This is a genomic window from Pseudalkalibacillus sp. A8 (genome assembly GCF_045920555.1).
Lineage (GTDB): Bacteria > Bacillota > Bacilli > Bacillales > Fictibacillaceae > Pseudalkalibacillus.
Genome location: NZ_CP174509.1, coordinates 1,922,100 through 1,946,702 on the forward strand (window position 1 = coordinate 1,922,100; position 24,603 = coordinate 1,946,702).

Annotated in this window: 19 protein-coding genes; 15 read left to right on the top strand and 4 right to left on the bottom strand. The window is 42.8% G+C overall.

All coding sequences use genetic code 11. From position 1 onward, the window contains the following. Window positions 1-167: 167 nt before the first annotated feature. The 3 genes from ACJROX_RS10020 to ACJROX_RS10030 are packed head-to-tail and all read left to right on the top strand — an operon-like array spanning window position 168 to window position 1,273. Window positions 168-395, top strand: coding sequence for a spore coat associated protein CotJA (locus ACJROX_RS10020; protein WP_408010614.1), 228 nt, complete (start codon window positions 168-170; stop codon window positions 393-395). 18 nt (window positions 396-413) lie between these two features. Further along, a complete protein-coding gene (locus tag ACJROX_RS10025) occupies window positions 414-665 on the top strand; it encodes a spore coat protein CotJB (RefSeq protein ID WP_408011626.1) in 252 nt (83 codons plus the stop codon). A gap of 38 nt (window positions 666-703) precedes the next feature. Further along, on the top strand, window positions 704-1,273 hold the full coding sequence (locus tag ACJROX_RS10030) for a manganese catalase family protein (RefSeq protein ID WP_408010615.1): 570 nt from the start codon (window positions 704-706) through the stop codon (window positions 1,271-1,273). Window positions 1,274-1,685: 412 nt separating this feature from the next. On the opposite strand, the gene ACJROX_RS10035 is transcribed toward ACJROX_RS10030, so the two are convergent. The 4 genes from ACJROX_RS10035 to ACJROX_RS10050 all read right to left on the bottom strand — a co-directional run bounded on the left by ACJROX_RS10035 (window position 1,686) and on the right by ACJROX_RS10050 (window position 6,250). Further along, entirely contained in the window at window positions 1,686-2,489 is an 804-nt protein-coding gene (locus tag ACJROX_RS10035) for a TerC family protein (protein ID WP_408010616.1), read from the bottom strand. A gap of 301 nt (window positions 2,490-2,790) precedes the next feature. Continuing rightward, window positions 2,791-4,977 (bottom strand): PAS domain S-box protein, encoded by a 2,187-nt coding sequence (locus tag ACJROX_RS10040; protein WP_408010617.1) that lies wholly within the window; start codon window positions 4,975-4,977, stop codon window positions 2,791-2,793. A 188-nt stretch (window positions 4,978-5,165) separates the two neighbouring features. Then, window positions 5,166-5,801 carry an O-methyltransferase gene (locus ACJROX_RS10045; protein ID WP_408010618.1) on the bottom strand — a complete coding sequence of 212 codons (636 nt, stop codon included), beginning with the start codon at window positions 5,799-5,801 and terminating at the stop codon, window positions 5,166-5,168. Further along, window positions 5,798-6,250, bottom strand: a complete 453-nt coding sequence (locus ACJROX_RS10050) for a hypothetical protein (protein ID WP_408010619.1) — start codon at window positions 6,248-6,250, stop codon at window positions 5,798-5,800. The genes ACJROX_RS10045 and ACJROX_RS10050 overlap by 4 nt, the downstream gene beginning before the upstream one ends. Window positions 6,251-6,299: 49 nt before the next feature. Between ACJROX_RS10050 and ACJROX_RS10055 the strand changes: the two genes are divergently transcribed. From ACJROX_RS10055 to ACJROX_RS10110, 12 genes are all read left to right on the top strand, one after another. After that, window positions 6,300-6,833, top strand: coding sequence for a GNAT family N-acetyltransferase (locus ACJROX_RS10055; RefSeq protein ID WP_408010620.1), 534 nt, complete (start codon window positions 6,300-6,302; stop codon window positions 6,831-6,833). 7 nt (window positions 6,834-6,840) lie between these two features. Then, window positions 6,841-7,653, top strand: a complete 813-nt coding sequence (locus ACJROX_RS10060) for a DNA alkylation repair protein (protein WP_408010621.1) — start codon at window positions 6,841-6,843, stop codon at window positions 7,651-7,653. Between the two features lie 83 nt (window positions 7,654-7,736). Next, on the top strand, window positions 7,737-8,432 hold the full coding sequence (locus ACJROX_RS10065) for a GNAT family N-acetyltransferase (protein ID WP_408010622.1): 696 nt from the start codon (window positions 7,737-7,739) through the stop codon (window positions 8,430-8,432). Between the two features lie 166 nt (window positions 8,433-8,598). After that, window positions 8,599-8,724, top strand: a complete 126-nt coding sequence (locus ACJROX_RS10070) for an RAxF-45 family protein (protein ID WP_408010623.1) — start codon at window positions 8,599-8,601, stop codon at window positions 8,722-8,724. 238 nt (window positions 8,725-8,962) lie between these two features. Beyond that, window positions 8,963-10,588, top strand: coding sequence for a ribosomal protection-like ABC-F family protein (abc-f, locus tag ACJROX_RS10075; protein ID WP_408010624.1), 1,626 nt, complete (start codon window positions 8,963-8,965; stop codon window positions 10,586-10,588). 544 nt (window positions 10,589-11,132) lie between these two features. Continuing rightward, the gene (locus ACJROX_RS10080) at window positions 11,133-11,363 is read left to right on the top strand and encodes a hypothetical protein (protein ID WP_408010625.1); all 231 of its coding nucleotides are present in this window, start codon (window positions 11,133-11,135) and stop codon (window positions 11,361-11,363) included. A 17-nt stretch (window positions 11,364-11,380) separates the two neighbouring features. After that, the gene (locus ACJROX_RS10085) at window positions 11,381-11,758 is read left to right on the top strand and encodes a hypothetical protein (RefSeq protein ID WP_408010626.1); all 378 of its coding nucleotides are present in this window, start codon (window positions 11,381-11,383) and stop codon (window positions 11,756-11,758) included. A 97-nt stretch (window positions 11,759-11,855) separates the two neighbouring features. Further along, entirely contained in the window at window positions 11,856-15,353 is a 3,498-nt protein-coding gene (gene addB, locus ACJROX_RS10090; RefSeq protein WP_408010627.1) for a helicase-exonuclease AddAB subunit AddB, read from the top strand. Further along, window positions 15,346-19,086 carry a helicase-exonuclease AddAB subunit AddA gene (addA, locus tag ACJROX_RS10095; RefSeq protein WP_408010628.1) on the top strand — a complete coding sequence of 1,247 codons (3,741 nt, stop codon included), beginning with the start codon at window positions 15,346-15,348 and terminating at the stop codon, window positions 19,084-19,086. Before addB ends, addA begins: the two co-directional genes overlap by 8 nt. Window positions 19,087-19,095: 9 nt before the next feature. After that, on the top strand, window positions 19,096-20,265 hold the full coding sequence (locus ACJROX_RS10100) for an exonuclease SbcCD subunit D (RefSeq protein WP_408010629.1): 1,170 nt from the start codon (window positions 19,096-19,098) through the stop codon (window positions 20,263-20,265). A 2-nt stretch (window positions 20,266-20,267) separates the two neighbouring features. After that, entirely contained in the window at window positions 20,268-23,675 is a 3,408-nt protein-coding gene (locus ACJROX_RS10105) for an AAA family ATPase (RefSeq protein ID WP_408010630.1), read from the top strand. A gap of 107 nt (window positions 23,676-23,782) precedes the next feature. After that, entirely contained in the window at window positions 23,783-24,508 is a 726-nt protein-coding gene (locus ACJROX_RS10110) for a DUF421 domain-containing protein (RefSeq protein ID WP_408010631.1), read from the top strand. The last annotated feature ends 95 nt before the right edge of the window (window positions 24,509-24,603 follow it).

Genomic DNA, 24,603 nt, shown 5'->3' on the forward strand with positions numbered 1-24,603 from the left:
CCACAATGTCTAAAAATTTTGGGTTAAGTCTAAAAATTTCAGAATAAGTCCAAAACTCCTGGAATAAGTCTGAACCTTTAACCTACAAAAAAGTTTATTGAAGTCTATTATTCGTTGAACTTGAATAAGGTGTAAATGACATTGTTTATAGGGAGGTTTTAACCGTTATGAGTACCTATAGAAAATCTTGGCGTCCCTATATTGGACCGAATGATCCATGTCCGCCAATAGAAATTAAATACTACGAAACACCGCCAAATCTTTATTTAGGTTTTCAACCATATGGTCTGAAGCAATTCGATCCATCCACAGCCTTGATGAAAGGTACCTTATGGCCGGCATTATATGCACCATACAGCAATCCTTATAAGAAGAAAAGAGAGGAGGAGGAGTAGGTGGCGAAACCAAAACAGATGCCGAATGAGTTTTATCAATGGATGAAACAGCTGCAGGAAATTGATTTCGTCCTTGTCGAATTGACCCTTTATCTTGACACACATCCTGAGGATTATGATTCGATCAAGCAATTCAATGAATTTGCTGAAAAGGGGATGAAGTTAAGACAACAGATTGAAAAGAAATACGGTCCTTTGATGCAATACGGTCAAAGCTACTCCGGATATCCGTGGAATTGGGATGATCCTCCTTGGCCTTGGCAGATGTGACCAAACGACTACTACTTGAAGGAGGTATGCGCTGAATCATGTGGGTCTATGAGAAGAAACTACAATATCCTGTCAAGGTAAGTAAATGTAATCCTATGTTGGCGAAATTTCTGATTGAACAATATGGTGGTGCCGATGGAGAACTGGCAGCAGCGTTGAGATATTTGAATCAACGTTACTCGATTCCTGATAAAGTCGTTGGCTTGTTGACGGATATCGGAACTGAAGAGTTTGCACACTTAGAGATGATTGCAACGATGGTCTATAAACTTACAAAAGATGCTACCCCGGATGAAATGAGGGAAGCAGGGCTCGGTGATCATTATGCGAACCATGATAACGCCTTATTCTACCATAATGCCGCGGGGGTTCCTTGGACTGCAACCTATATTCAAGCCAAGGGAGATCCGATTGCTGATTTGTATGAAGACATTGCCGCTGAAGAAAAGGCAAGGGCTACATATCAGTGGCTCATCAATATGAGTGATGATCCGGATATTAATGATGGCCTCAGCTTTCTGAGAGAACGAGAAGTTGTCCACTCACAACGTTTTAGGGAAGCAGTGGAAATTTTGAAAGAAGAACGTGACCGCAAGAAGATTTTCTAACATCAAAGCTCTGTTAAAGTTCATTGTTGATATATGCAAAATTCACTCCCTTTCCGCGGGCGTTCCGCAAAGCCTCCTCAATCACTTGCACATTGATCTCAACACAAAAATGAAATCATTTTCGTGTCTGCGATGAGAATTCTTAGAAGCTTTCCTTATGGTGGCTTCGACGTTCACCACAAGACCCACGGACTTAAATTCCATCCTTATAGTTTTGCGCCGAGTAACCGCAGGCGCAGGGACGTGGTGGTTGTTAGTCGAAGATCCTTAAATCGCTGCGGTATCCTGCCTGGCTCGCTTATCCCGCCGGAGTGTCGCGAATTTCGCTTTAAAATCAACACCAGTGCTTAGCTTTTAAAAAACACGTTTTCCACCTTTAAAACGGGTAAAACATCATTTAAGCCGTTCAAGATTAAGCGTTTCCTGTTTGTTCCCTTGAACGTTTCTGTTTCGTTTCAGGCTCTTTTTTCTGTCCAGACAGGAACCATCCAGCAACAGCAATTGCGACTAATATGCTGTAGAATGTAAACTTCCATGGGACACTGTGCGCAAAGTGTTCTGGAATGATGCCTATTTTTTCATGGGATAGTGTGAGTACGACAAGCTTCACACCGACCCAGGTGACGATGAGGTATGCGGCTGTTTCAAGGCCAGGACGCTTTTTCAGCACCTTAGATATATAAGTGGCAGCCGTCCGTATGAGTAATAATCCGATCAACCCTCCTAGGAAAATGACAGCAAACTGTCCTCCATCCATTCCACCGATTTGTGGAAGCGGGGTTCCGGGAAGCGCAAGTGCTAACGCGACGGCAGCCAAAATGGAATCGACAGCAAAGGCGATGTCTGCTAACTCAACCTGGACGACGGTCTTCCAGAACCCTTTTGCACTGACTTTCTCTTCTGTTTTTTCCTCTATGTGTCCTTGATTTTTTATCCGGCGCTGCTTATAAATATGTCTTAGGCCGATAAACATAAGATATGCAGCACCTAGTGCTTGGATCTGCCACACATTGACGAGAAAAGATATTACGAACAAAGCAGAAAATCTGAAAACAAATGCACCTAAGATACCATAAAAGAGTGCTTTTTTACGTTGTTCTTTAGGGAGGTGTTTCACCATAACGGCCATAACTAAGGCATTATCAGCGGATAGTAAGCCTTCAAGCCCGATCAATATGAGTAAAGTCCAAGCATACTCCAACCAAAGTGAATCCATAAAATACTGACTCCTTTCATAAGAAAGACTTGAATCCCTAATGGTACGAGTCTTGACATACAAAAAAGACCCTTACCATTAGAGGCAAAGGTCTTGCTAACAACGTCGAGTTGCCAATAACGCCGAAAGGAAATTCCTCTGAATTGACGACGAAATTGTTAAAGCTACTCCCCTTTGAAATTCTAAGGTAATTATAAGAATGGACAAGCTTTCTTGCCAATGGACTGGTTTTCTTGGATGTATAAGCTTATCTCTAAATTACCCTATACATTGATGATTAAACACCGAATTTTTCATCTGTTCATGTCAATATTGGAAGTTTGATTTCTGCAATGGTTCCAACATCAACTTTGCTTTGGAATGAAATCTTTCCATGATGATTTTCAACAATCTTGTAACAGATCATCAGACCTAAACCTGTGCCGCGTTCCTTCGTTGTATAGAATGGCTGCCCTAACGTCGGCAGACGGTCCTTTTCAATTCCACATCCTTCGTCCTGGAAACAGATGCGTAGTTCTCGGTCATCTGTTTTTTCAACTTTGATGAATACATTTCCGCCTGAATCCATCGATTCGATTGCATTCTTTAATAGATTGATGAACACTTGTTTCAGCTGATTGCCTTCCCCTTGAATCAAAACCTCTTCGATCTGATAGTCCTCATGGATATTTACTTTGTTCATCGTTGCTTCTGAATATAAAAAGGAAACGACTTCTTTAATAAGTAAGACAGGATTTTGTGGAGACATGCTTGATACCTGAGGTTTCGACAGCATCAGAAATTCTCCAACGATATTATTGACCCTTTCAAGTTCTTCAAGCATGATATCGCAATATTCAGTATAGCGATGATCAATCACGGTTTGAAACAATTGAATGAACCCTTTTAGGGAGGTGAGCGGATTGCGGATTTCATGAGCAATCCCTGCCGCTAGTTCTCCAAGAACGGACAACTTGTCAGAACGGATCATGATTTCGTTCAGTCTCTTTTGTTGAGTAATATCCTTAATGACAAGAACAGTCCCTTTCCTTTCTTGATTTTCTGTAATCGGGGTGATCGTGATGTCGGCAAGAATCGGCTCCCCTTTTCTTCGATTGATATACTGTTCATGTTCTTGATGGATCGTTTGTTTTTTTATTGATCGATTGATTTTACTAAGGAAATTACAGTTTGTATCTGAGGATTCCTGAAAAAGGATCGAAACAGGCTTACCGATCAATTCCCCGCGTTCATATCCTAACAGCTGTAAAGCAGCATCATTAGCGAAACTGATATGACCGCTAGGTGACAGGCTTAAGAATTCGTCACCCGCTGTATTTAAAATCAATTCATTTTGACGGTTGACTGTATCAACCTCATTTTCTGTTTTTTTACGTTCCCTGATATCATTCAGCATCAGAAGGACCGCTTTTTGGTGTTCAAAATCGATCGGAATGGCAGTCATCTCTATATCCACAGTTTGTCCATCCACCCTTACCAATTTGCTTTCAGCCGTAAAGGAAGGGATATTTGAATTAGAAATCTTACGCAATTTATCTGAGAAGTCACTTAAAACTTCAGAGTGAAGTACATCATGAATCGATTGTCCCAGTACAGATTTCTTGGATTCGATCTCTAATAATTTCAAGTAAGAAGGATTAACATACTTCAGTTTGTTTTCAACAAGGACTGCTATTGCGATTGGTGAATTTTCAACAAGGATCCGATATCGTTCTTCACTTAGTTCCAAGTCTCTCTTATATTCAAGCTGTTTCGTGATATCACGGGCAACACCATATACCCCGGTTACTTTCCCATGGATGACAATAGGGACAGCAGTAACCTTCAATTCCTTCCGTTCTTTCCTTTCATTTACGATGGCACAATGGAAAGTTAAGGATTCACCGCGCATCACTTGCTGAAACTTATGTAAAGTATCGAGCTGATGATCATGCGTGATGTAAGGCAAGAAGGTACGCTGTTTCATTTGTTCCTCAGAGTGACCGGTAAGTTCTTTCGCAGCATTATTGACACTGGTGAAGTACCCGTTTTGATCCAAAGAGAAGACGGGGTCCGAATTGAAGAGGAACAAAGACTTGAAATGCTGTTCACTGGTTTCAAGCATAAGTTCTCTTTGTTTACGTTCACCAATGTCGATACAGGTTCCGATTACTTGAATGACATGATTATCTACAATAACTGGATTCAGTGAACCCAGGTAAGAAACATCGAATACAGTATCTTCGTAAGAGACGGTTTCTCCACCCCATGCTTTTTCATATAACATCGTCTTTCGGATCGCTTTCTCTTCCGGTAGGAAATCCTTTAATTTATAGCCGACGACTTGGTCGGGATCAAGGTTCATTTTTTTTAGAAGCTGACCCTCGCAAAACGTATGTATGAACCGCCCATTATCAATTTTTGTAAAGGTGAAGTTAAAACCGTTCTGTTGCTGGATGATCTGTTGTAGATGATGTTTGATCAAAGCGTCGAGATGTTGAATCGTCATGTTTCATTCACCTCTCTTATGGGATTCTCATCTTTTTAAAATTTCCACTTTTATGAATGAAATCCTCCATATCCATATGACCATGAACTCCAAATGAGTCAAAAGATGCCGTATTGCCAAAAATGAAAAAAGAGCATAACACTATGCTGTCAAGCTCTTTTTCATAAACCATGCCATCATACCTATTTTTATTTTTCCTTCACCCGAGCAATCGTCAATCCATCGCCAAGCGGAACTAAAAGGCTTTCCAGTTGAGGATGATCAGACACTTTCCGGTTAAAGGCTTGTATAGCATTCGTTTCTTTATCTTCTGTATCCTCATTAAGGACTTCACCGCCCCATAAAGTATTGTCTGCTATGATCAGTGCACCTGGTCTAGCCAGTTCAATGCAATAGTCCAAATAGTTCCGATAGTTTCCTTTGTCGGCGTCAATAAAGAAGAAGTCATACGTAGCATCGTCTATTTTAAGGTTTTCCAATGAATCGAGAGCAGGACCGATTTTATACTGTACACGTCCTTTAAAACCAGCTTCTTCTACATGTTGTTTCGCCACATCCGCATAGGTTTCATGCAGTTCAAGTGAAGTCAGACGGGCATTGTCATTCCCTCTCAGCAGACAAATCCCGCTATAACCACCTAAAGCGCCGATTTCAAGAAGATTTTGCGCACCTGAAATGTTGACGAGCAGAGTTAGTAATTTGCCGGACTCAGGTGAAACAGAAATGGTCGGCATCCCGACTTGAAGCAACTTGTCGGTGATCCTTTCAAGTTCTTCATCTTTCTTGACAAAAAGTGTTTGGATGTATTTCTGTATATTCATCACCCTACATCCTTTCTTGAATCTTCTTCTAACTGTTCTCTTTCATCAATGCTGTTAACGATCGTAAAGCCGAACACGATCCCCGCAAAGAAGTGGAGCTTTTCATTTCCATAAAGCAAATCAGCAAATGGAATCAAGTCGCCCCAGCCGAAAAGTGAAAAATAATAAGCAGGAAAAAGCAAGACAAGAAGCGAAGGAATCCCGAATATAAACAGCTTTTTCCAATTGATTTTTAAATTCCGGCTATTTTTCAATGAAAAATCGCTCAGCGGAAACGCCAGTAACATACCGACTAGTATTGGAAACAAGATGGAGTAATAAAAGACAGGGGTGAGCAGGAAATTCTCTGTTGCTTTGATATGGAGCAATTCTTCAATCTTAAACCCAGCAATTAGTAAGGCGCTGTATAAAATCAAGTATATAATATAACGCAGTGTAGTTGAACGATTCATATGAAAGACCTCCATTTAAACGTTCTTTTGTCCAGAAAGGTTGATGACAATGATTGAATCAGGAAACTTTTTCATACGGCCATTGGAAAAAGAGGATGCTGTACTGCTCGTCAAATGGCTGAATGATCCAGAAGTTCTGCAATGGTATGAAGGTCGTGACCGCCCACATGACCTCCATAAAGTCTATGAGCATTTTTATGAAAATGATAATCGTGTTTCAAGAAATTTGGTGATGTGGAACCAAACACCGATTGGTTATGTTCAATATTACCCTTTATCCGAAAAAGAGAAAAGAATTTATAGCTATAAACTTCATGAATCAATATATGGAATGGATCAATTCATTGGAGAGCTTGATTATCAGAATCGAGGCGTCGGAACGGATCTTGTCAATGCGGTCGTTGATTACCTGTTCCATGAATTAGAAGCAGAAAAAGTGGTCATGGATCCGCAGGTGCGGAATCATCGTACCCTCCGCTGTTATGAAAAATGTGGTTTCCACCCTGTCCGATGTTTGGATTCTCATGAATTACACGAAGGAAAAAAAGAAGACTGCCTATTGATTGAAAGGGTCAGGAGTTGAAAAAGGAATGAAGGATTTGAAGATATCGGTTGCAGAAGCAATAAAAATTCATGACTGGGAAGAAATTATCATTTTATTGGAAAAAGAGAAGACGAAGCATGCAGGTACAGCACCTGCACAAGTTAAGCGAAAGGTGACCAATTGGATTTTGAAACAACTAAATGAGGATACCACTATCCTTTGGAAGATTGCGAGTCATTTAGGGGAATCTGAAAGTCCATCTGCGAAAGAAGTTTGTGCCCATTTGATCCCTGAATTGTATGGGTATTTTCCTGAAGAAAGCGTCAAGCTGTTACATAAGTTTGCGGATGATGATAATTGGGAGGTAAGGGAATGGGCTGCCGGTGGCTGTGGTGAGGTCTTAGCAAGACACTATGATGATTTCTATCGTGTCATCGATTCATGGAAAAAGGATGAATCTGAGAACGTCCGACGAGCAACAGTCTTATCAATCATGTATGCGAGTAAATCACTTAACGAATCCCATGCGCCAGAGCTGTTACAAATTCTGGAACCACTCATGCATGATGAAGCGGAATATGTGAAGAAAAATCTAGGAGCGTTTGCAATCGGGGATGCGTTGTTGAAACGATATCCGAACCATGTCATTACTTGGTTGAGATCGCTTGTTGAATCAGAGAATGAGATTGTACGCTGGAATATTGCGATGGTATTCTCGGCCGCGGCTGCAAGACCATTCCATGAAGAGGGTGAAAGGCTGTTAGCGATGATGGAAACGGATAATAGGAAGACGATCCAGCGTGCAGTGAAAAAAGCCCGTCGAAATTTAGAGAAGGTGGTTGAGGAAACAACAAAGTAAATTCATTGAATTTCCAAAAAACAGTTGATTCCAGCCTCTGAATCTGTAAAATAGTCTTAATACGTTTGGGGGAGGGGATATACTTGATTAGAAAACTGACAAAAAATGATCACGAAAAGGTAATGGGATTTTTAAGTGAAGAACGAGCTTTGAATCTTTTCATCATCGGAGATATAGAAAACTTCGGTTATGAAACAAATTTTCAGGAAATTTGGGGTGAATGGAATAAGGATGGCCATATGATCGCAGTCCTTCTTCGCTATAAAGGTAATTTCATCCCATACGCAAAAGGTCCATTCGACGTGGAAGGATTCGCGAAAATCATTTCTTCGGTCGAAAACTTTCAAATTTTATCCGGTAAGGAGGACATTATTGACCAATTCTCAGACTACATATATTCAAACAAGAAAAAAGGGATGTATTTTGCGGAAATGATCGATGGCGAGGCATTAGGACTCAATCTCGATCGTGAGGATATACGCATTGCTGAAGATGAAGATGTGGATACGATATTTTCATTGCGTGAAAGAATTGAAGAGTTCTCAGGATCAATGGCTTCACGGGACAGCATGCTGCATTCAATCCAATCAAAAACTGGACGTACTTATTTCATTAAAGAAGGAGACATTGCAATCACGAGTGTTTCCACGACTGCAGAAAATTCGATGTCGGCAATGGTCGTAGGGGTCTGTACTGACACGGACCACCGAAACAAAGGTCTTGCCTCCAGATGCTTAAGTGCACTCTGTGATGACGTTTTGAAAGAGGGGAAGACATAGTGTCTGTTTTACGATAACCCGGCTGCTGGCTCGATTTATAAGCGTTTGGGCTTCAAAGATATCGGTCGCTGGACGATGTGGCACAAAGCGATATAAATAGGCTTGCTGAACTGGAATTTTTCCAGTAATATAAAATTATTACGATTGAAATTAGGAGGTGTAAGGAATGCTTACAGGATTGTTTCGTATTTTGGATTGGTTGACAGTCGAAGTCCGTTCTATTACGCATGATTTTGCGTTCGACGGGAGAAGTATGTCCATTTTTCCAAATGCGGAATTGATCAAAACGTAAGCAGAACCTTACCCCTTTCATCCTTATAAATGGACGGATACCATGGGCAGGTCAGCTTGCTCATGGTTTTTTGTTGTACTTAAAGAAAGTATAAATACTTTCTTCAGGGTAAGGTCAACTATGGCTCAGCCTGCCAAAGGCTTGGCTTTGCCAAGTTTTCTTTATCTGAAAAACAAAAGAAAAGTTCCAAAATTCGTTTATGACACTTTGGAATATCATATCAAAGGAGACTAATTTCATGATCGTAACATCAGTAAACAATATAGCTAAAATGTACGCAGGTACTTGGATTTTTGAAGATATATCGTTGCAAATATATGAGAAGGACCGAATTGCACTGGTTGGTCCGAATGGTTCAGGAAAATCTACGTTGATGAAATGCATTGCTGGAATAGAGCACGTCGACAAAGGTAATGTCTCTTATAAGAAAGAACTGACAATCGGCATGCTCGATCAAATTCCGAATATAGAGGAAGACTTGAGGGTGGAAGAGGTTTTGAAGCAAGCCTTCCACGAAGTTTATGAAATCGAAATACAATTAAAACAGGTCACTGAAAAAATGGCAGATCCTGATGAGCAAGACAATCTTGAGAAGCATTTCAAGAAATTCAGTAAGCTTCAGGATCGCTTGGAAGAAGTGAACGGATATGCAATCGATTCGAAAATCAAAGGGGTATTGCATGGCCTCGGGCTCGAGCATCTAAATGATCATCCGTTCCAATCTCTGAGCGGGGGCGAACAAACGAAAGTCGGACTCGCTGCAATCCTACTTGAAGAGCCGGATTTACTATTACTTGATGAACCGACGAACCATCTCGACATGGAGGCACTTGACTGGTTGGAGGAGTATATCAGGAATTATGATAGTGCGGTAGTTCTCATCTCACATGACCGTTATTTCCTTGATGCAGTCGCCACAAAGACGATAGAGATCGATTCAGGGGTCATTGAAGAATACAAAGGGAATTATTCGACCTTCGTAAAAGAAAAAGAAAAACGCCTGATGCTTGAATTCCAGGCTTATCAGGATCAACAGAAAAAAATCAAAAAGATGAAGGAAGCGATCAAACGGATGCGGGATTGGGCGATCCGTGCTGACAATCCAAAAATGCATAAACGCGCCCGTAACATGGAACGGGCATTGGAACGCATGAATCAAATCGAATGTCCGAAACTTGAACGGCAGACGGCGGCCCTGGAGTTCAATTCCTCTAAACGAAGCGGGAAAGATGTGGTCATTTTTGAAGGTGTGTCGAAGACGATGGAAGAGAGAACCCTGTTTAATGATTTGAGTATGCTCCTTCAATATAAGGAACGTGCTGCGATCATCGGGAAGAACGGAGTCGGCAAATCGACGCTCCTCCGTCTGATATTAGGTGAAATCACCGCAGATCAAGGGATTGTCCGGATCGGGGCTTCTGTAAAGATCGGTTATCTCTCCCAAAAAGGGCTGACAGGCTACGAAAACTGGTCCGTCCTCGATGCCTATCGGGATATCGCAAACGTGGACGAAGGAGAGGCCCGATATCGTCTAAGCCGGTTCCTATTCTTCGGAAAAGACGTGTTTCAAAAGGTGTACAATTTAAGTGGTGGCGAGCGGACACGGTTGCGATTGGCACAAATGATGTCAGAGAATTATAACCTGTTATTGCTGGATGAGCCGACGAACCATCTTGATATCGAATCACGAGAAGCTCTGGAAGAGGCATTGGAAGGATTCAAAGGTACAATCCTTGTCGTATCACATGACAGGTACTTTTTGAATAAACTGATGGACCGAACGTACTGGCTGGAAGATCAGCAGTTGAAAAGCTATATCGGCAATTATGAAGCCGCAAAAGAAAAAAGGATGCAATTGAGTTGAATTAGTGAGGACTGGCATGGTGCCAGTCCTTTTTTATGTGAGCGGATTGATCTCCAACTCATACGGTTAACCCGCCGAGCCGTATTCCATAGATTTGAACCCCTAATGAGCGAGATATAAAGCCCTTAAAACGCGAAAAATGGAAAACGAGGCACTCAAAGCAAGAGTATGACACCCTGGTTTTGCGAAAATTGGAAAACGAGGTACTCAAAGCAGGTTTATGACACCCCGGTTTTGCGAAAAATGGAAAATGAGGTACCCAAAGCAGCTTTATGACACCTTGGTTTTGCGAAAAACGGAAAACGAGGTACTCAAAGCAGCTTTATGACACCCTGGTTTTGCGAAAATCGAAAAATGACGTACTCAAAAAAGGACTTTAACTCCCTGGAAACGTCAATAACCCAAAACGAAGCACTCAAAGAGCTACACCTTCGCGGTCACAGAGCGGGCCCATGCGTTTTCCTACTGGAAAACTTTCTCATCCAGAAACAGTTGCATATAGAACTTACGTTCGCATATAATAATAAAAAATGGAGGGTTGAGCATGAGAAGGATGTTATATCGATCTTTCGAACAGAATAAGCCGATTGAAATCGTCTATCTGTCCAACGACGGTTCGATTACACAACGTGTTGTCTGGATTACGTCGCTTACAGAAACGACGATGACTGGTTATTGCTCGTTAAGAAAGGAAACACGGACCTTCAGTATCGGTCAAATCTTGTCTGCTCGAATGCTTCCATTACGTAAAAACAGAAATAACAGCGCGGGATAAGGAGGGGCATAGGCTCGATGTATGCGACAAAAGAGGAAAGCCTGCTTATCGATCGTTTCATCTTGTACCCGATGTTATTGACGATCCTCAATCGGGACTTGCAAATCTTCCAACGTGCGCCATTCAAATTCACCCAGCCATACGTCCTCTGGATTGAAAACAGAATGAGGGAAATTTCTCTTGAACTGCATCAAATCCGTAAAGAGATGAAAGCGAAAAACGTTAAAGTCTCTTTCCACCGCAGATACGAGGATACGTCAGAGTATAACATCATCGTCCGCGGCTATCATGAGGTCATCAAATATTCCAATCTTCATCTTCGCAATCAGGCAGAGCTAACACTTCAAAAATTATTCCTGGATCATGAATGGAAAGAATACAAAAGCGACATTTAAAGTGCGGTGTTCTGGTAAAAGGTAAAACCTACAAAAGCGAAGGAAAACATGAGATAATAGATATTACGATTTGAGGATTCGGAAAGGAGAAATATACATGTCGGTCCGATTTTTGGTCGGAAGATCCGGTAGCGGTAAGACGACGGTCTGTTTAGACGAAATCAGAAAACATTTACATAACAACCCGAGAGGGAAACCACTCGTCATGCTTGTGCCTGATCAAATGACTTTCCAAATGGAATATGAACTGGTTAAAACACCTGGACTAGGCGGAATGATTCGTGCACAGGTGTTTAGTTTTTCCCGTATAGCATTGAAAGTCCTCCAAGAAGTGGGAGGTCTGACCCGATATCACCTGAATTCGACGGGGATGAACATGCTATTGCGGAAAGTCGTCGAAAAGCAGAAAGATCAATTGATACTTTTCCATAAATCGTCTGAACAAAGCGGTTTCTACGAGCTATTAGAAGAAATGATAACAGAGTTCAAACGCTATTGTTTTGGGGCAAGTGACCTTGAAGAACTGGAAAGAAACCTTTTGGGTGAGAATGAGGATCGTACTTTATTGAAGGATAAACTCCATGACTTACATATCATTTACAATCAGTTGGAAGAGTTGCTGGCTGATAAATATGTAGATTCAGAGGACTATCTACGTTTATTGGAAGAACGGATACCGGAGTCATCGTTCTTCGATGGCTGCGATGTTTGGGTTGATGGATTCCATAGCTATACACCACAAGAACTAGGAGCGCTCCGTGCATTGATGAAAAAAGCGGACCGTATGACGATCACGATGACATTGGATGAAGCAAGAGACCATCCACCGTCAGACTTGGACCTGTTCCGTATGACGACGTTAACCTACCAAAAGCTGAAGAGAATAGCTGAGGAAGAGGGAGTGGAGATCGAAAAGGTCCAGAAACTTGGCCAAAAACCGCGCTTTGAGGAATCACCGTCCATCAGACACCTGGAAAATTACTTCCACGAGCGTCCGGTCGTCCCTTTAAACGGTGAAAAATGCAATGTCCAGATCAGTGGTGCAGTGAACAGACGGGCAGAAATCGAAGGGATTGCAAGGGACATTCAAGAGATTATTCAGAAAAAGGGATATCGATACCGGGATATTGCAGTCTTGGTCCGTGATATATCCTCCTATTCCGATTTATTGAATACATTATTTGAAGATTACGAGATTCCGTATTTCCTAGACCAAAAGCGTTCAATGCTTCATCATCCACTAATCGAATGTATCCGTTCAAGTCTCGATATCATCCTCCAAAACTGGCGGTATGAAGCTGTTTTCCGTTGTGTGAAAACGGATTTGTTGATGGATCAGGATAGCTCGACCCAGCAATTCCGTGAACAGGTCGACCTGTTGGAAAACTATGTTCTGGCTCACGGGATCCATGGAAAAAAGAAATGGACGGGCAGTGAGGATTGGATCTACCGCAAATTCCGTTCACTCGATTTCAGCTTCGGAAGTCAAACAGATGAAGAACTGACAAAACAGCGTCTGATCAATGACGCTAGACAGAAGGTGGCCGATCCGTTATCTCGCTTAGAGCGTGATCTGAAAGCGGCGAAGGATGGAAAAGGGTTATGTGAAGCATTGTTCCTTTATCTCGAGTATCTGCAGGTGCCGGCTAAGCTGGAGGAATGGCGTTATCAGGCTGAAGAAGCAGGTGATCTGGCCCTTGCGAGAGAGCATGATCAGGTTTGGAATGCGGTCATCGATTTATTAGAACAAATGGTTGAAATCGTCGGAAATGAAAAATTGAGTCTCGATCTGTTCAGCAAGATGCTTGATGCAGGTATTGAGTCGATGAGATTTTCCCTCGTTCCTCCGGCTATTGACCAAGTATTAATCGGGAGCCTCGACAGGTCGAGGTTTTACCAGGTGAAATGCACTTTCATCATTGGGGTGAACGATGGTGTTTTACCAGCTAAGCCTGCTGAGGACGGTATCCTATCAGAGGATGATCGTGAGACTCTGGCTTCTATTGGAGCAGAAATGGCTCCGACGGCACGCGAAAATTTGCTCGATGAAAACTTTCTCATTTACATGGCTTTATCCAGTGCATCCGATCGTTTATATGTATCCTACCCGTTAGCGGATGAAGAAGGGAAATCACTTGTACCGTCGATTCTGATCAATCAACTGAAGGAATTGCTGCCAAAGCAGTCTGAGCGTCTATTGATGCAAGAGCCGAGCGAGAGCGAGGAGTCAAATGCTCGATTCATCGTTCGTCCTGGCCGTACCCTGTCGTTTCTGACGGTACAATTGCGGCAGTGGCAGAAGGGGTATCCGATTGCGGAGGATTGGTGGCACGTTTACAACTGGTTTGTCGAGAGTGACGAGTGGAGGAGCAAGGCGAAACGGACGATTCACAGTCTCTTTTACCAAAATAAAACGGATAAACTTACAGGGGAAACAAGCAAAGAATTATACGGGGATCATTTGAAAACAAGTGTTTCCAGAATGGAGAAGCATCAGTCCTGTCCGTTCTCCCATTTTGCCAGTTATGGGTTGAAACTTGAAGAAAGACAGATGTTCAGACTAGAAGCCCCGGATATCGGCCAGCTGTTTCATGCTGCTCTGAAAGAAGTTGCTGACTTCCTTCAGCAGCGGGGGATTGATTGGCGAGAACTCTCAGCCGGTGACTGTTATCGTATCGCAGGGGAAATGGTCGAAAAACTTGCCCCACGTTTGCAGAGCCAGATCCTGCTAAGTTCGAACCGCTATCAATATATCAAACGGAAACTGAAAAATGTCGTCGGACGAGCATCCTATGTACTCAGCCAACAAGCAAAGGCGAGTGGATTTTCACCTGTCGGACTTGAACTTGGATTCGGTAATTCAGATAAAATTCCACCGCTAAAATATATTTTGCCTAACGGAACGACGATGGAAGTCATCGGTCGAATCGACAGGGTAGACGCTGCCACCAATAAGGACGGTTTGTTCCTTCGTGTCATCGATTACAAGTCAAGCCAAAGAGTCTTGAATCTATCGGAGGTTTATTACGGCATCGCTTTACAAATGCTCACCTACCTTGATGTCGTGATCACCCATTCTGATCGGTGGCTTGGAAAAAGTGCAGATCCTGCGGGTGTACTCTATTTCCATGTGCATGATCCTGTCCATTCATCGAAAAAGCTATTGACTCTTGATGAGATTGAAAAAGAACTATTCAAGAAGTTCAAGATGAAAGGGTATGTGCTTGAAGATGAAGACGTCGTCCAGTTAATGGATGAAGGCATTGATGGACATTCGGAAATCATACCTGTCGCTACGAAAAAAGATGGCAGTTTCCGAAAAGGCTCCTCAATCATGAATAAAGAACAGTTCAATGAAGTCCGTTCTTACGTCCGTTCGATGATCGGTTCGATCGGGACAGATATCACGAATGGTAATATTGATATAGCACCTTATGAAATGCAAAAACGTACGCCATGTACATTTTGCTCGTTCCGTTCAGTTTGTCAGTTCGATCACTCCTTGGAAGAGAACAACTATCGATTATTGAAAAATATAAAAGACGATGAATTATTTGAACAAATACGTAAGAAAGGAGGAAGCCAGGATGCGTGAAGTCATTCCAAAGCCTGAGGGGGCACAGTGGACAGACGAACAGTGGCAGGCGATCACTGCAAGGGGAGAGGACATCCTCGTTGCAGCAGCAGCAGGTTCTGGTAAAACAGCAGTTCTCGTGGAACGGATCATCCGCAGGTTGACAGATCAGGATGGTGTTGACGTCGACAGATTGTTGATCGTGACATTCACGAATGCAGCCGCCGCTGAAATGAGGAAACGGATCGGGATCGCGCTTGAGAAAGCGTTACAAGAAAGACCTGGTTCCCTCCACTTGCGGCGGCAGTTGACCCTGTTGAACAGAGCATCGATTTCTACACTCCATTCATTTTGTATCGAAGTTTTACGCAAGTATTATTATCAGTTGGACCTGGATCCGAATTTCAGGATTGCAGATGAAACAGAAGCGGAATTGATCCGTCAGGAAGTTCTAGAAGAACTTTTGGAAGAGGAGTATAGCTTGGAAGATAACGAACCATTTTTCGATTTGGTCGACCGTTTCAGTAACGACCGTGCCGATGATGAAATACAGAACATGATCATCCGTCTCTATGACTTTTCCCGTAGTTATCCATGGCCAGATCAATGGCTTGATCAAATGGTTGGAAAGTATGCGACGAGTGAAAGTATTGAGACAATCGAGGAACTTTCCTGGACAAATGAATTAGTCCAGGACGTCCAATTGCAGCTCCGAGGCATGATTGAATTAATAGATCAGGCAAAACAATGGGCCTTCTTGCCGGCCGGTCCTGCGCCTTATTACGATACATTGGTCAATGATGAGCAAATGATCAGGAACCTTATCGAGGCAGGTGCGGAATCATGGGAAAAAGTGTATGAAACGTTCCAGGAGTCGTTTTTCTCCCGTTTAAAGCCTTGTAAAGGTGATGAGTATGATGAAGCCTTGAAAGAACGGGTCAAATCAATCCGTGACCGTGTAAAAAAGCAAGTGGAAAGCCTTCAGGAGGAACTGTTCAGCCGGCCTCCGGAATCGTTCATCAATCATATACGTGAACTTTCCCCTGTGATGCATACCCTGATCAGGCTTGTAAAAAGCTTCTCAGCACGTTTTCAATCTGCAAAGAAAGAAAAAGACCTTGTAGATTTTTCTGATCTGGAGCATTTTTGCCTTGAAGTTCTCACGGGTGAAGGATCATCAGAAGAACGATTGGCTCCTTCCCAGGCAGCACGGGAATACCGCAATAAGTTCATTGAGGTTCTCGTAGATGAATATCAGGATACGAACCTTGTGCAGGAATCGATCGTCCAACTCGTCACGAAGGAACAAGAAGAAGGATCGAATCTCTTTATGGTCGGGGATGTCAAACAAAGCATTTATCGTTTCCGTCTAGCTGAACCGACTTTATTTTTAAATAAGTATAAGCGTTTCTATGATTCAGACCCGGGAGAGGGTGTACGGATCGACTTGTCCCGTAACTTCCGAAGCCGTAGAGATGTCATCGACAGCACCAACTTCCTGTTCAAACAGATCATGAATGAAACAGTCGGGGAAATCGAGTACGATGAGGCGGCGAAATTACGACTTGGCGCTGATTATCCGGAAAATGAGCAGGCGACGACAGAACTTGTGCTGATCGATCGGAGTGAAGAGGATGGCGAGGACGAAGATATCGAGGGCCTGGAATCGATCCAGCTGGAAGCACGGTGGATGGCCAGCCGGATCAAAGAGTTGATCGGTCATAATGAATACCAGCAGCCTTACCAGGTCTATGATGGGAAACTGAAGCAATATCGGCCGATTGAATACAGGGACATCGTCATTCTGTTGCGTTCGACTTCGACGAATGCTCCTATCCTTCAAGAGGAATTTAAAAAGCAAGGAATCCCGGCATATGCTGATCTGTCAACAGGATATTTTGAAGCTGTTGAAGTATCCGTCATGCTTTCGCTGCTTCAAGTCATCGACAATCCATACCAGGATATCCCTTTAGCGTCAGTACTCCGTTCTCCGATCATAGCTTTGAGTGGAGAGGAACTGGCAGAAGTACGTATCGCCGACAAAAAAGGGTCCTATTATGAAGCGGTCCTGGCCTTCTTAAAACAAGCAGAGTCCTCTGAGACTTATGAGAAGGTCAATCTCTTCTATAAAAAACTACAGCATTGGCGTACAAAAGCTCGTCAAGGTGATTTGTCAGATCTGATCTGGCAGATCTACCGGGAAACGGGGTATTACGATTACGTTGGTGGAATGCCGGGCGGGCAGCAGCGTCAGGCGAACTTGAGAGCTTTATATGATCGGGCACGACAATATGAAAATACGTCCTTCCGTGGTTTATTCCGTTTTCTCAGGTTCATAGAACGAATGCGGGATCAAGGGAAGGATCTAGGTACAGCTAGAGCACTCGGAGAGCAGGAAGATGTCGTCCGGATCATGACCATACACAAGAGTAAAGGTTTGGAATTTCCTGTCGTATTCCTTTCGAATCTGAACAAGCGCTTTAATGAAATGGATTTGAGAGGCGGTTTCCTTCTTCATAAGGAGATCGGGTTTGGTGCGAAGTTCATGAATCCGAAGCATCGGATCAGTTATCCGACACTGCCCCAGCTTGCTATCCAGAAGCGCCTCCGGATGGAGATGGTGGCTGAAGAGATGCGGATCCTCTATGTGGCCCTTACACGTGCCCAGGAGAAGTTGATCCTTGTCGGAGCAGTCCGGGATCTCGACAAACAAGTGAAGCAATGGGAGCACCTCGTGTCTCGGAAAGGCTGGTTATTGCCTGACTTCGAAAGGGCATCAGCGAAATCCTATTTGGAGTGGATTGGTCCAGCCGTCATCCGTCACCCGAGTATGGAATTGTTACGAAACCGGTTGGGAAGCGGAAATGTAATTGATGAGGATGTTACCCAGACCCAACACAAATGGGAGCTGGCAATTATACAATCGCGTGATATTGCCGTAATTGATGACGAGAAAAAGGCTGATAAGAGTGAACGGCTGGAACAGATCAAGTCGTGGGAGCCGGTAAGCACTGATGGAGAAAGTGAAGTGACGGGATCTCTCTCCTGGCGTTATCCATATCGGTTATCTGAGCGACACATGTCCAAACAATCCGTAACAGAGTTGAAAAGGGGCATGGAAACAAGGGATGAGTATGGCGACACGTCTTATATCAGACAATACCGGAGTCTGATCGGTGAACGACCGAACTTTATGCAGGAAAAATCATTGAATGCAGCTGAACGCGGAACAGCGATGCACCTTGTCATGCAGCATCTGACGAAACCTTCAGAGACCATTTCGAAGGAAACCATTGTAGAGACAGTGGCGAAGCTCGTCAACAATGAACTGATGACAGAAGAACAAGCGGAGGTAATCGATATCCATTCGATCGAGCAGTTTTTTAAAACAGAATTGGGAACACGGATCCAACACTGTTCAACGGTCCATCGCGAGGTACCTTTCAGTCTTGCATTACCAGCACGGGATGCCTATTCTGATTGGGACAGATCAGTTGATGAACATGTTCTCGTCCAGGGTGTGATCGACTGTGTAATCGAAGAAGAGGATGGATTCGTATTGTTGGATTATAAAACAGATGCCATCAAAAACCGTTTCGAGAATTTTGAACGCGCTCGTCCAGTCCTCGAAAGTCGTTACACTGTACAGCTTGATCTGTATTCCAAAGCATTAGAACAGATTTGGAAAAAATCGTGCAAAGAGAAATATTTATACTTTTTTGATGGTGGGCATCTATTAAGCCTACCATGTTAGGGGGAGCCTATGAGATTACTTCATACTGCTGATTGGCATCTTGGAAGGACGCTTGAGGGTAGGAACCGCCTTTCCGAGCAGGAACAATTTCTAGAGGAATTATGTGATATTGTCGAAGACCAGAAAGTGGATGTCGTCTTGATGGCAGGTGATGTGTTTGACACAGTCAATCCCCCAGCGGCGGCAGAACAATTATTTTATGAATCAATGGCAAAATTGACGAAAACACAAAAGTGTAAAGTCATCATCATTGCAGGGAACCATGATAATCCGGATCGGTTGAGTGCCTCTGGACCACTTGCAGCCCTTCACGGGATCAGTATTTTTGGATACCCGACCATTCAACCGATCAGTCTAGGGATAGAATCGACTGGTGAACGGTTGAAGCTCGGATGTCTCCCTTATCCATCCGAATCCCGATTGAAAGAAATATTGACGGAAGCCTTTGATGAAGAAGCATTACGGAATGCCTATGATGTCCGGATTGAGAAATTGTTTGAAGAACTTTGCTGTGATTTCGATGCATCCAGCGTAAACATTGCGATGAGCCATATTTATGTCGCTGGTGGTCGTGAGAGCGAATCGGAAAGGCCGATCCAGGTCGGTGGTGCATTCACGGTATCGGCGAACGCTTTACCATCCAAAGCCCAGTATATCGCCTTAGGGCATTTACATCGTCCACAATCGATCCATCAGGCAAGCAGCCTAGCCAGGTATTCTGGTTCTCCACTGTGTTACAGCTTTTCAGAAGCTGGCCAATCGAAATCGGTCACTATCCTTGATGTCGAACCAGGTTCAGAACCAAGCATGGAGGAAATCTATTTATCATGCGGTAAGCCCCTGGTACAGTGGAAAGCAGAAGAGGGCCTTGCACAGGTCCATCGCTGGTTGGATGAAAAAAAGGACCCAAATGCTTGGATTGATTTAGAAATACATTTGAAAGATACATTGAGTATGGAACAGATCCACCGTCTCCGGAACGCTCATGATGGCTTCATCCATATCAGGCCGGTGTTTGAGGAGATGAATGAGATGAATATCGAGAAACGATCCTCCGATCTTCCGATTGATGAGCTGTTCAAGCGGTTTTATGAACGACAGACGAATGGTGGAACTCCTGATGAAGCAACAGTGAAGCTTTTCATGGAGCTCCTCCACGAAAATGAAGGGGGCGTATAACATTGAGACCTATACACCTCTCTGTAACAGGTTTACATAGCTTTAGGGAAAGGCAAGATGTCGATTTCGAATCACTTTGTGAAGGCGGCGTATTCGGAATCTTCGGTCCTACTGGAAGTGGAAAGTCATCCCTATTGGATGCGGTCACATTAGCCCTTTATGGAAAGATTGAACGTGCAGCGAATACGATCCAGGGGATCATGAACCATGCGGAAGATCAGTTGCATGTAAGCTTCACATTTGAATTGGGGAGAGAACAGACAAGGAAAAGATATAAGGTTGAGCGGACCTATAAAAAAGGGAAGAATGAATCAATCCGGACAAGTACTTGCCGTCTTATCGAAATCATACTGGATGAAACAAATGTCCTTGCTGATAAAGAGCGAGATGTAACTTCGCAGGTTGAAAGCATTTTAGGGTTGACGGTCACTGACTTCACAAGGGCAGTCGTTTTACCCCAAGGAAAGTTTGCCGAATTCCTTTCATTGAAAGGCGCTGAAAGAAGGCAGATGCTGCAACGCCTTTTTCATTTAGAGAAGTATGGGGATCACCTTAATCATCGCTTGAAGTTAAGGGTTGAAGAAACCAACATGCATTTAAAAGAGATTGTAGCTGAGCAGCAAGGCTTAGGCAATGCCTCGAAGGAAGCGATCGATGAACTTCAAAATCAGCTGGAAGAAGCGATCCAAACTGTAAAACGGAAAAATCTTAATCTGGACAAGAAGGAAGTCCAGTTTGAGCATTACAGGCAAATCTGGAGTTGGCAGGAAGAATTGAATGAAGTGAAACGGAAGCTGGCCCAGCTGGAGGAAAAAGCCCCTGTAATCAAAGAACTTGAGGAGAAATTGAAACTTGCGGAAGAAGCTGATTCATTGTTCCCTTTTATCCAAGAGCTTGAATCGATCCATACTGAGCAGCAGACATGGAAGGGGAATAATGAAAAACTGGATCGTGCCAGTGAACAATCGAAACATCTGGTTGAAGAAACGCAAAATCTCGTTAATGCTATCAAAAGTGAACGATCTGAAAAAGAGCCAGTTTTGTATGAACGTCTTCAACAATTGAAACAGGCAAAAGAGATGGAAGTTGAGTTTGAAAAAGAAAAACGATCACTTTCTGATGAGACAGTGAAATTGACGAAAGCAAAAGAAGAACTGGAAGCTGTAGAAACGAAACTCATCAAACTTAAAAGGAAAAAACAGCAAGCAATCGAGCGGCAAGCGGAAATCAAAGCTGCCATTAAAAAGAAGTCGATACCGATTGAACACCGGAATCGATTGAGAGATGCACTTAGTCTCAAACAAGAAATCAGCCGGATCAACGGAACAAAAACAGAATTGATCGAGGAGCAAACAAAAATCACTTCGACGGAAAAGAAATTGAATGATGGAATCTCTAAGCTTAAAAAACAGAAGAAAAATGTGAAACAGAATATCGGCTATCTTCTGCAGCATACAGAAACATTGTATAACCGTGTTTGTGAACATGAACGTGTGATTGAACGTGCCGAATACTCGATCGATCAATACTTGAAAGAAACGGCCCAAAAGCAGAAAAATATTGAGCTACATGCACTTTCAGCACAAATCGCTAAGGAATTGAGAGATGGAGAAGCCTGTCCTGTTTGCGGTTCGAAGGAACATCCAGCTCCCGTAAATGAAGCCGTGGATGATGAAGATTATCAAGAAGTCGTTGCAGATTTGGAAGCGATTTTCAAATCGTTGAAAGAAGAGGAGATGGCTGTCCATTATAGTAAAAAAGATTTAGAACACCTTTTTGAAGCGATGCAGGATTATGTGCAAAAAGGGGAGTTCAATGAAGATGAAATTGCCGCCGCCACTTTCGAGCCAATCGAGAACTCGCTCCAATCGGTAAAAGACCTGAATAATTACTTGCAATTACTGAAAACGGAAACGAAAGGCTTCAAGCAAGATGTAATTGAACTGAAAGAAAAACGCAGCAAATTCACCTCATTATTCGCTGAGTATGACAAAAAGCTATTGGAGAAAACCACTACATTGAACACGTGCAAGAGCGATTCGATTAAAGTGGAAGAAAAGCTGAACGAAATCAATCATAAAGCAACTGAACTGGAAAAACTTTGGAGCGAATCATTCAAGTCCTATGAATTTGATAATCTCGAACAATTGCAAAAAGAGATGGATGAGACCGAAGAAGAGGTCATAGACTTGAATCAACGTTATGATAGAAGCGTAAACTATTTGGTAGAGGTAGACGGTACAATCACAAGTGCTTCAGAAGATTACCAGACACTTAAGCTAAATGTAGCAGAGCTCTCCTCTAAAGTAACGAATATGGAAAAACGATGTAGCCAGCTGCTTGAAAAGATTGAAGAGATCTGCGGGAATGATAAAGCGGAGAAGCTTTATAAGTACGTCCAACTACAATTAGACGAGTTGAAACAAAAAGAACAAACTGCTCTGCAGCAGGCAGAAATGGAAAGTAAAAAGTTGCAGAAGATCGAGCAGGAGCTTGAAGTAGCAAAATCTACACTGCAAAATATCGAAGCCCGTTTATCAAAGGCAAAAGAAAAGTGGAAGCAAAAAGCTGAGGAAACTTCTTTCGACTCGAAGGAACAAGTAAAAAAGGCTCTCATCCCCAACCAGAAGCAAAAAGCCTGGGAAGAGGAAATAGAGCGATACCATAAATGGAAACAGAATCATCAGCATGACCAGGAACGGTTACTTGCTCATTTGAACAACCAAGAGGTCAGTATGGATGAATGGGAACGGGTTCAGGAAGAATTGAAACAAGCTAAACATGAAAAAGAGAATGCGCTATCTTACAAAGCGAAAATCGAGACAGCTTTATCGGATATGCAAAACAGAGCTGAGAAATTTGCTTTATTAGAGGAAAAGCGACTGAAAAATGAGGAGCTATCAGAAAGGCTCGGAAAATTACAGGCTGTTTTCCGGGGGAACAGCTTTGTCGAGTTCATTGCAGAAGAACAGCTGAATCAAGTGGCAAGGGATGCCTCGCAAAGATTAGGTGAACTGACGAGACAACGCTATGCCCTAGAAGTAGATTCATCAGGTGGTTTTGTCATCCGGGATGATGCGAATGGCGGGGTACGGAGGCCAGTCACCTCATTATCCGGCGGGGAAACATTCTTGACGTCTCTAGCACTGGCTTTATCTTTATCGGCACAAATCCAGTTACAAGGGGAATATCCATTAGAGTTCTTCTTCTTGGATGAAGGGTTTGGCACTCTTGATCAGTCATTGCTGGATGCAGTGATCTCAGCCCTGGAACGATTGCAAATGCAGAGAGTTTCAGTCGGTGTGATTTCTCACGTGCCTGACCTGCGTGCTCGTTTACCAAGGAAATTGATCGTAACCCCAGCAACACCCTCAGGAAAAGGAAGCAGTGTCGCCATCGAGACATTGTGAGCGATTAGGATTGGCCATTCTGGTCAATCCTTTTTCATTATTTAAATTTTATAAATCAAACTATTTTTGGAGAGGATGGTTTTATACAGACAAACGAGGTGCATTTTATGATGGAGATATTCTATGATTCGGTCAAAGTGATCGGACGTATCATTACAATCTTGCCATTCATGTTGTTCGTCACACTTTATATGGGAAAACGGTCGATTGGTGAACTTCCGGTGTTCGATTTTCTCGTCATTTTAGTTTTAGGTGCCGTGGTGGGTGCCGATATTGCCGACCCGAAGATCAATCATATTCACACAATTGTCGCGATGACTGCAATAGCCCTGCTTCAAAAGTCGATTATTTATATTAAAATGAAAAATCGCAGTCTTGGAAAACTGATGACCTTCGAACCAGCTGTTGTTATCTATAAAGGACAATTTCTCTATGAAAAGATGAAAAAGGAAAAATACTCGATTGATAATGTCCTGCAGATGCTTCGGGAAAAGGAGGTGTATAACGTAGGAGATGTCGAGATAGCCATTATTGAAGCGAATGGTAATTTATCGGTGAAAATGATTCCTTCGAAAGAAGTTGTAACAAGAGAGGATTTGAAGCTCACAGGAGAACCGGTAAATTATGAAATTCCAATCATTTTGGATGGCGAAGTCCAGCTCGACTTATTGAGATGGCTGAAAAAAAATGAGGTTTGGCTGGATGATAAACTGGCAGAACAAAATATAACAGATGTAAGTTCGGTATTTTATGGCTCCTATAATCGAAATGGTGAATTATTTTTGTCCATGAAGGATGCCACAACCAAAGACGTGCCTCCTATTGAACACTAGTTTTCAGTTGATTTTATGAATTTTATGGTAGAAAAACAAGGATATTGCTAAAAAATATCGAAGTGTAGCAGAACAATATTGTAAGTGGAGGATAT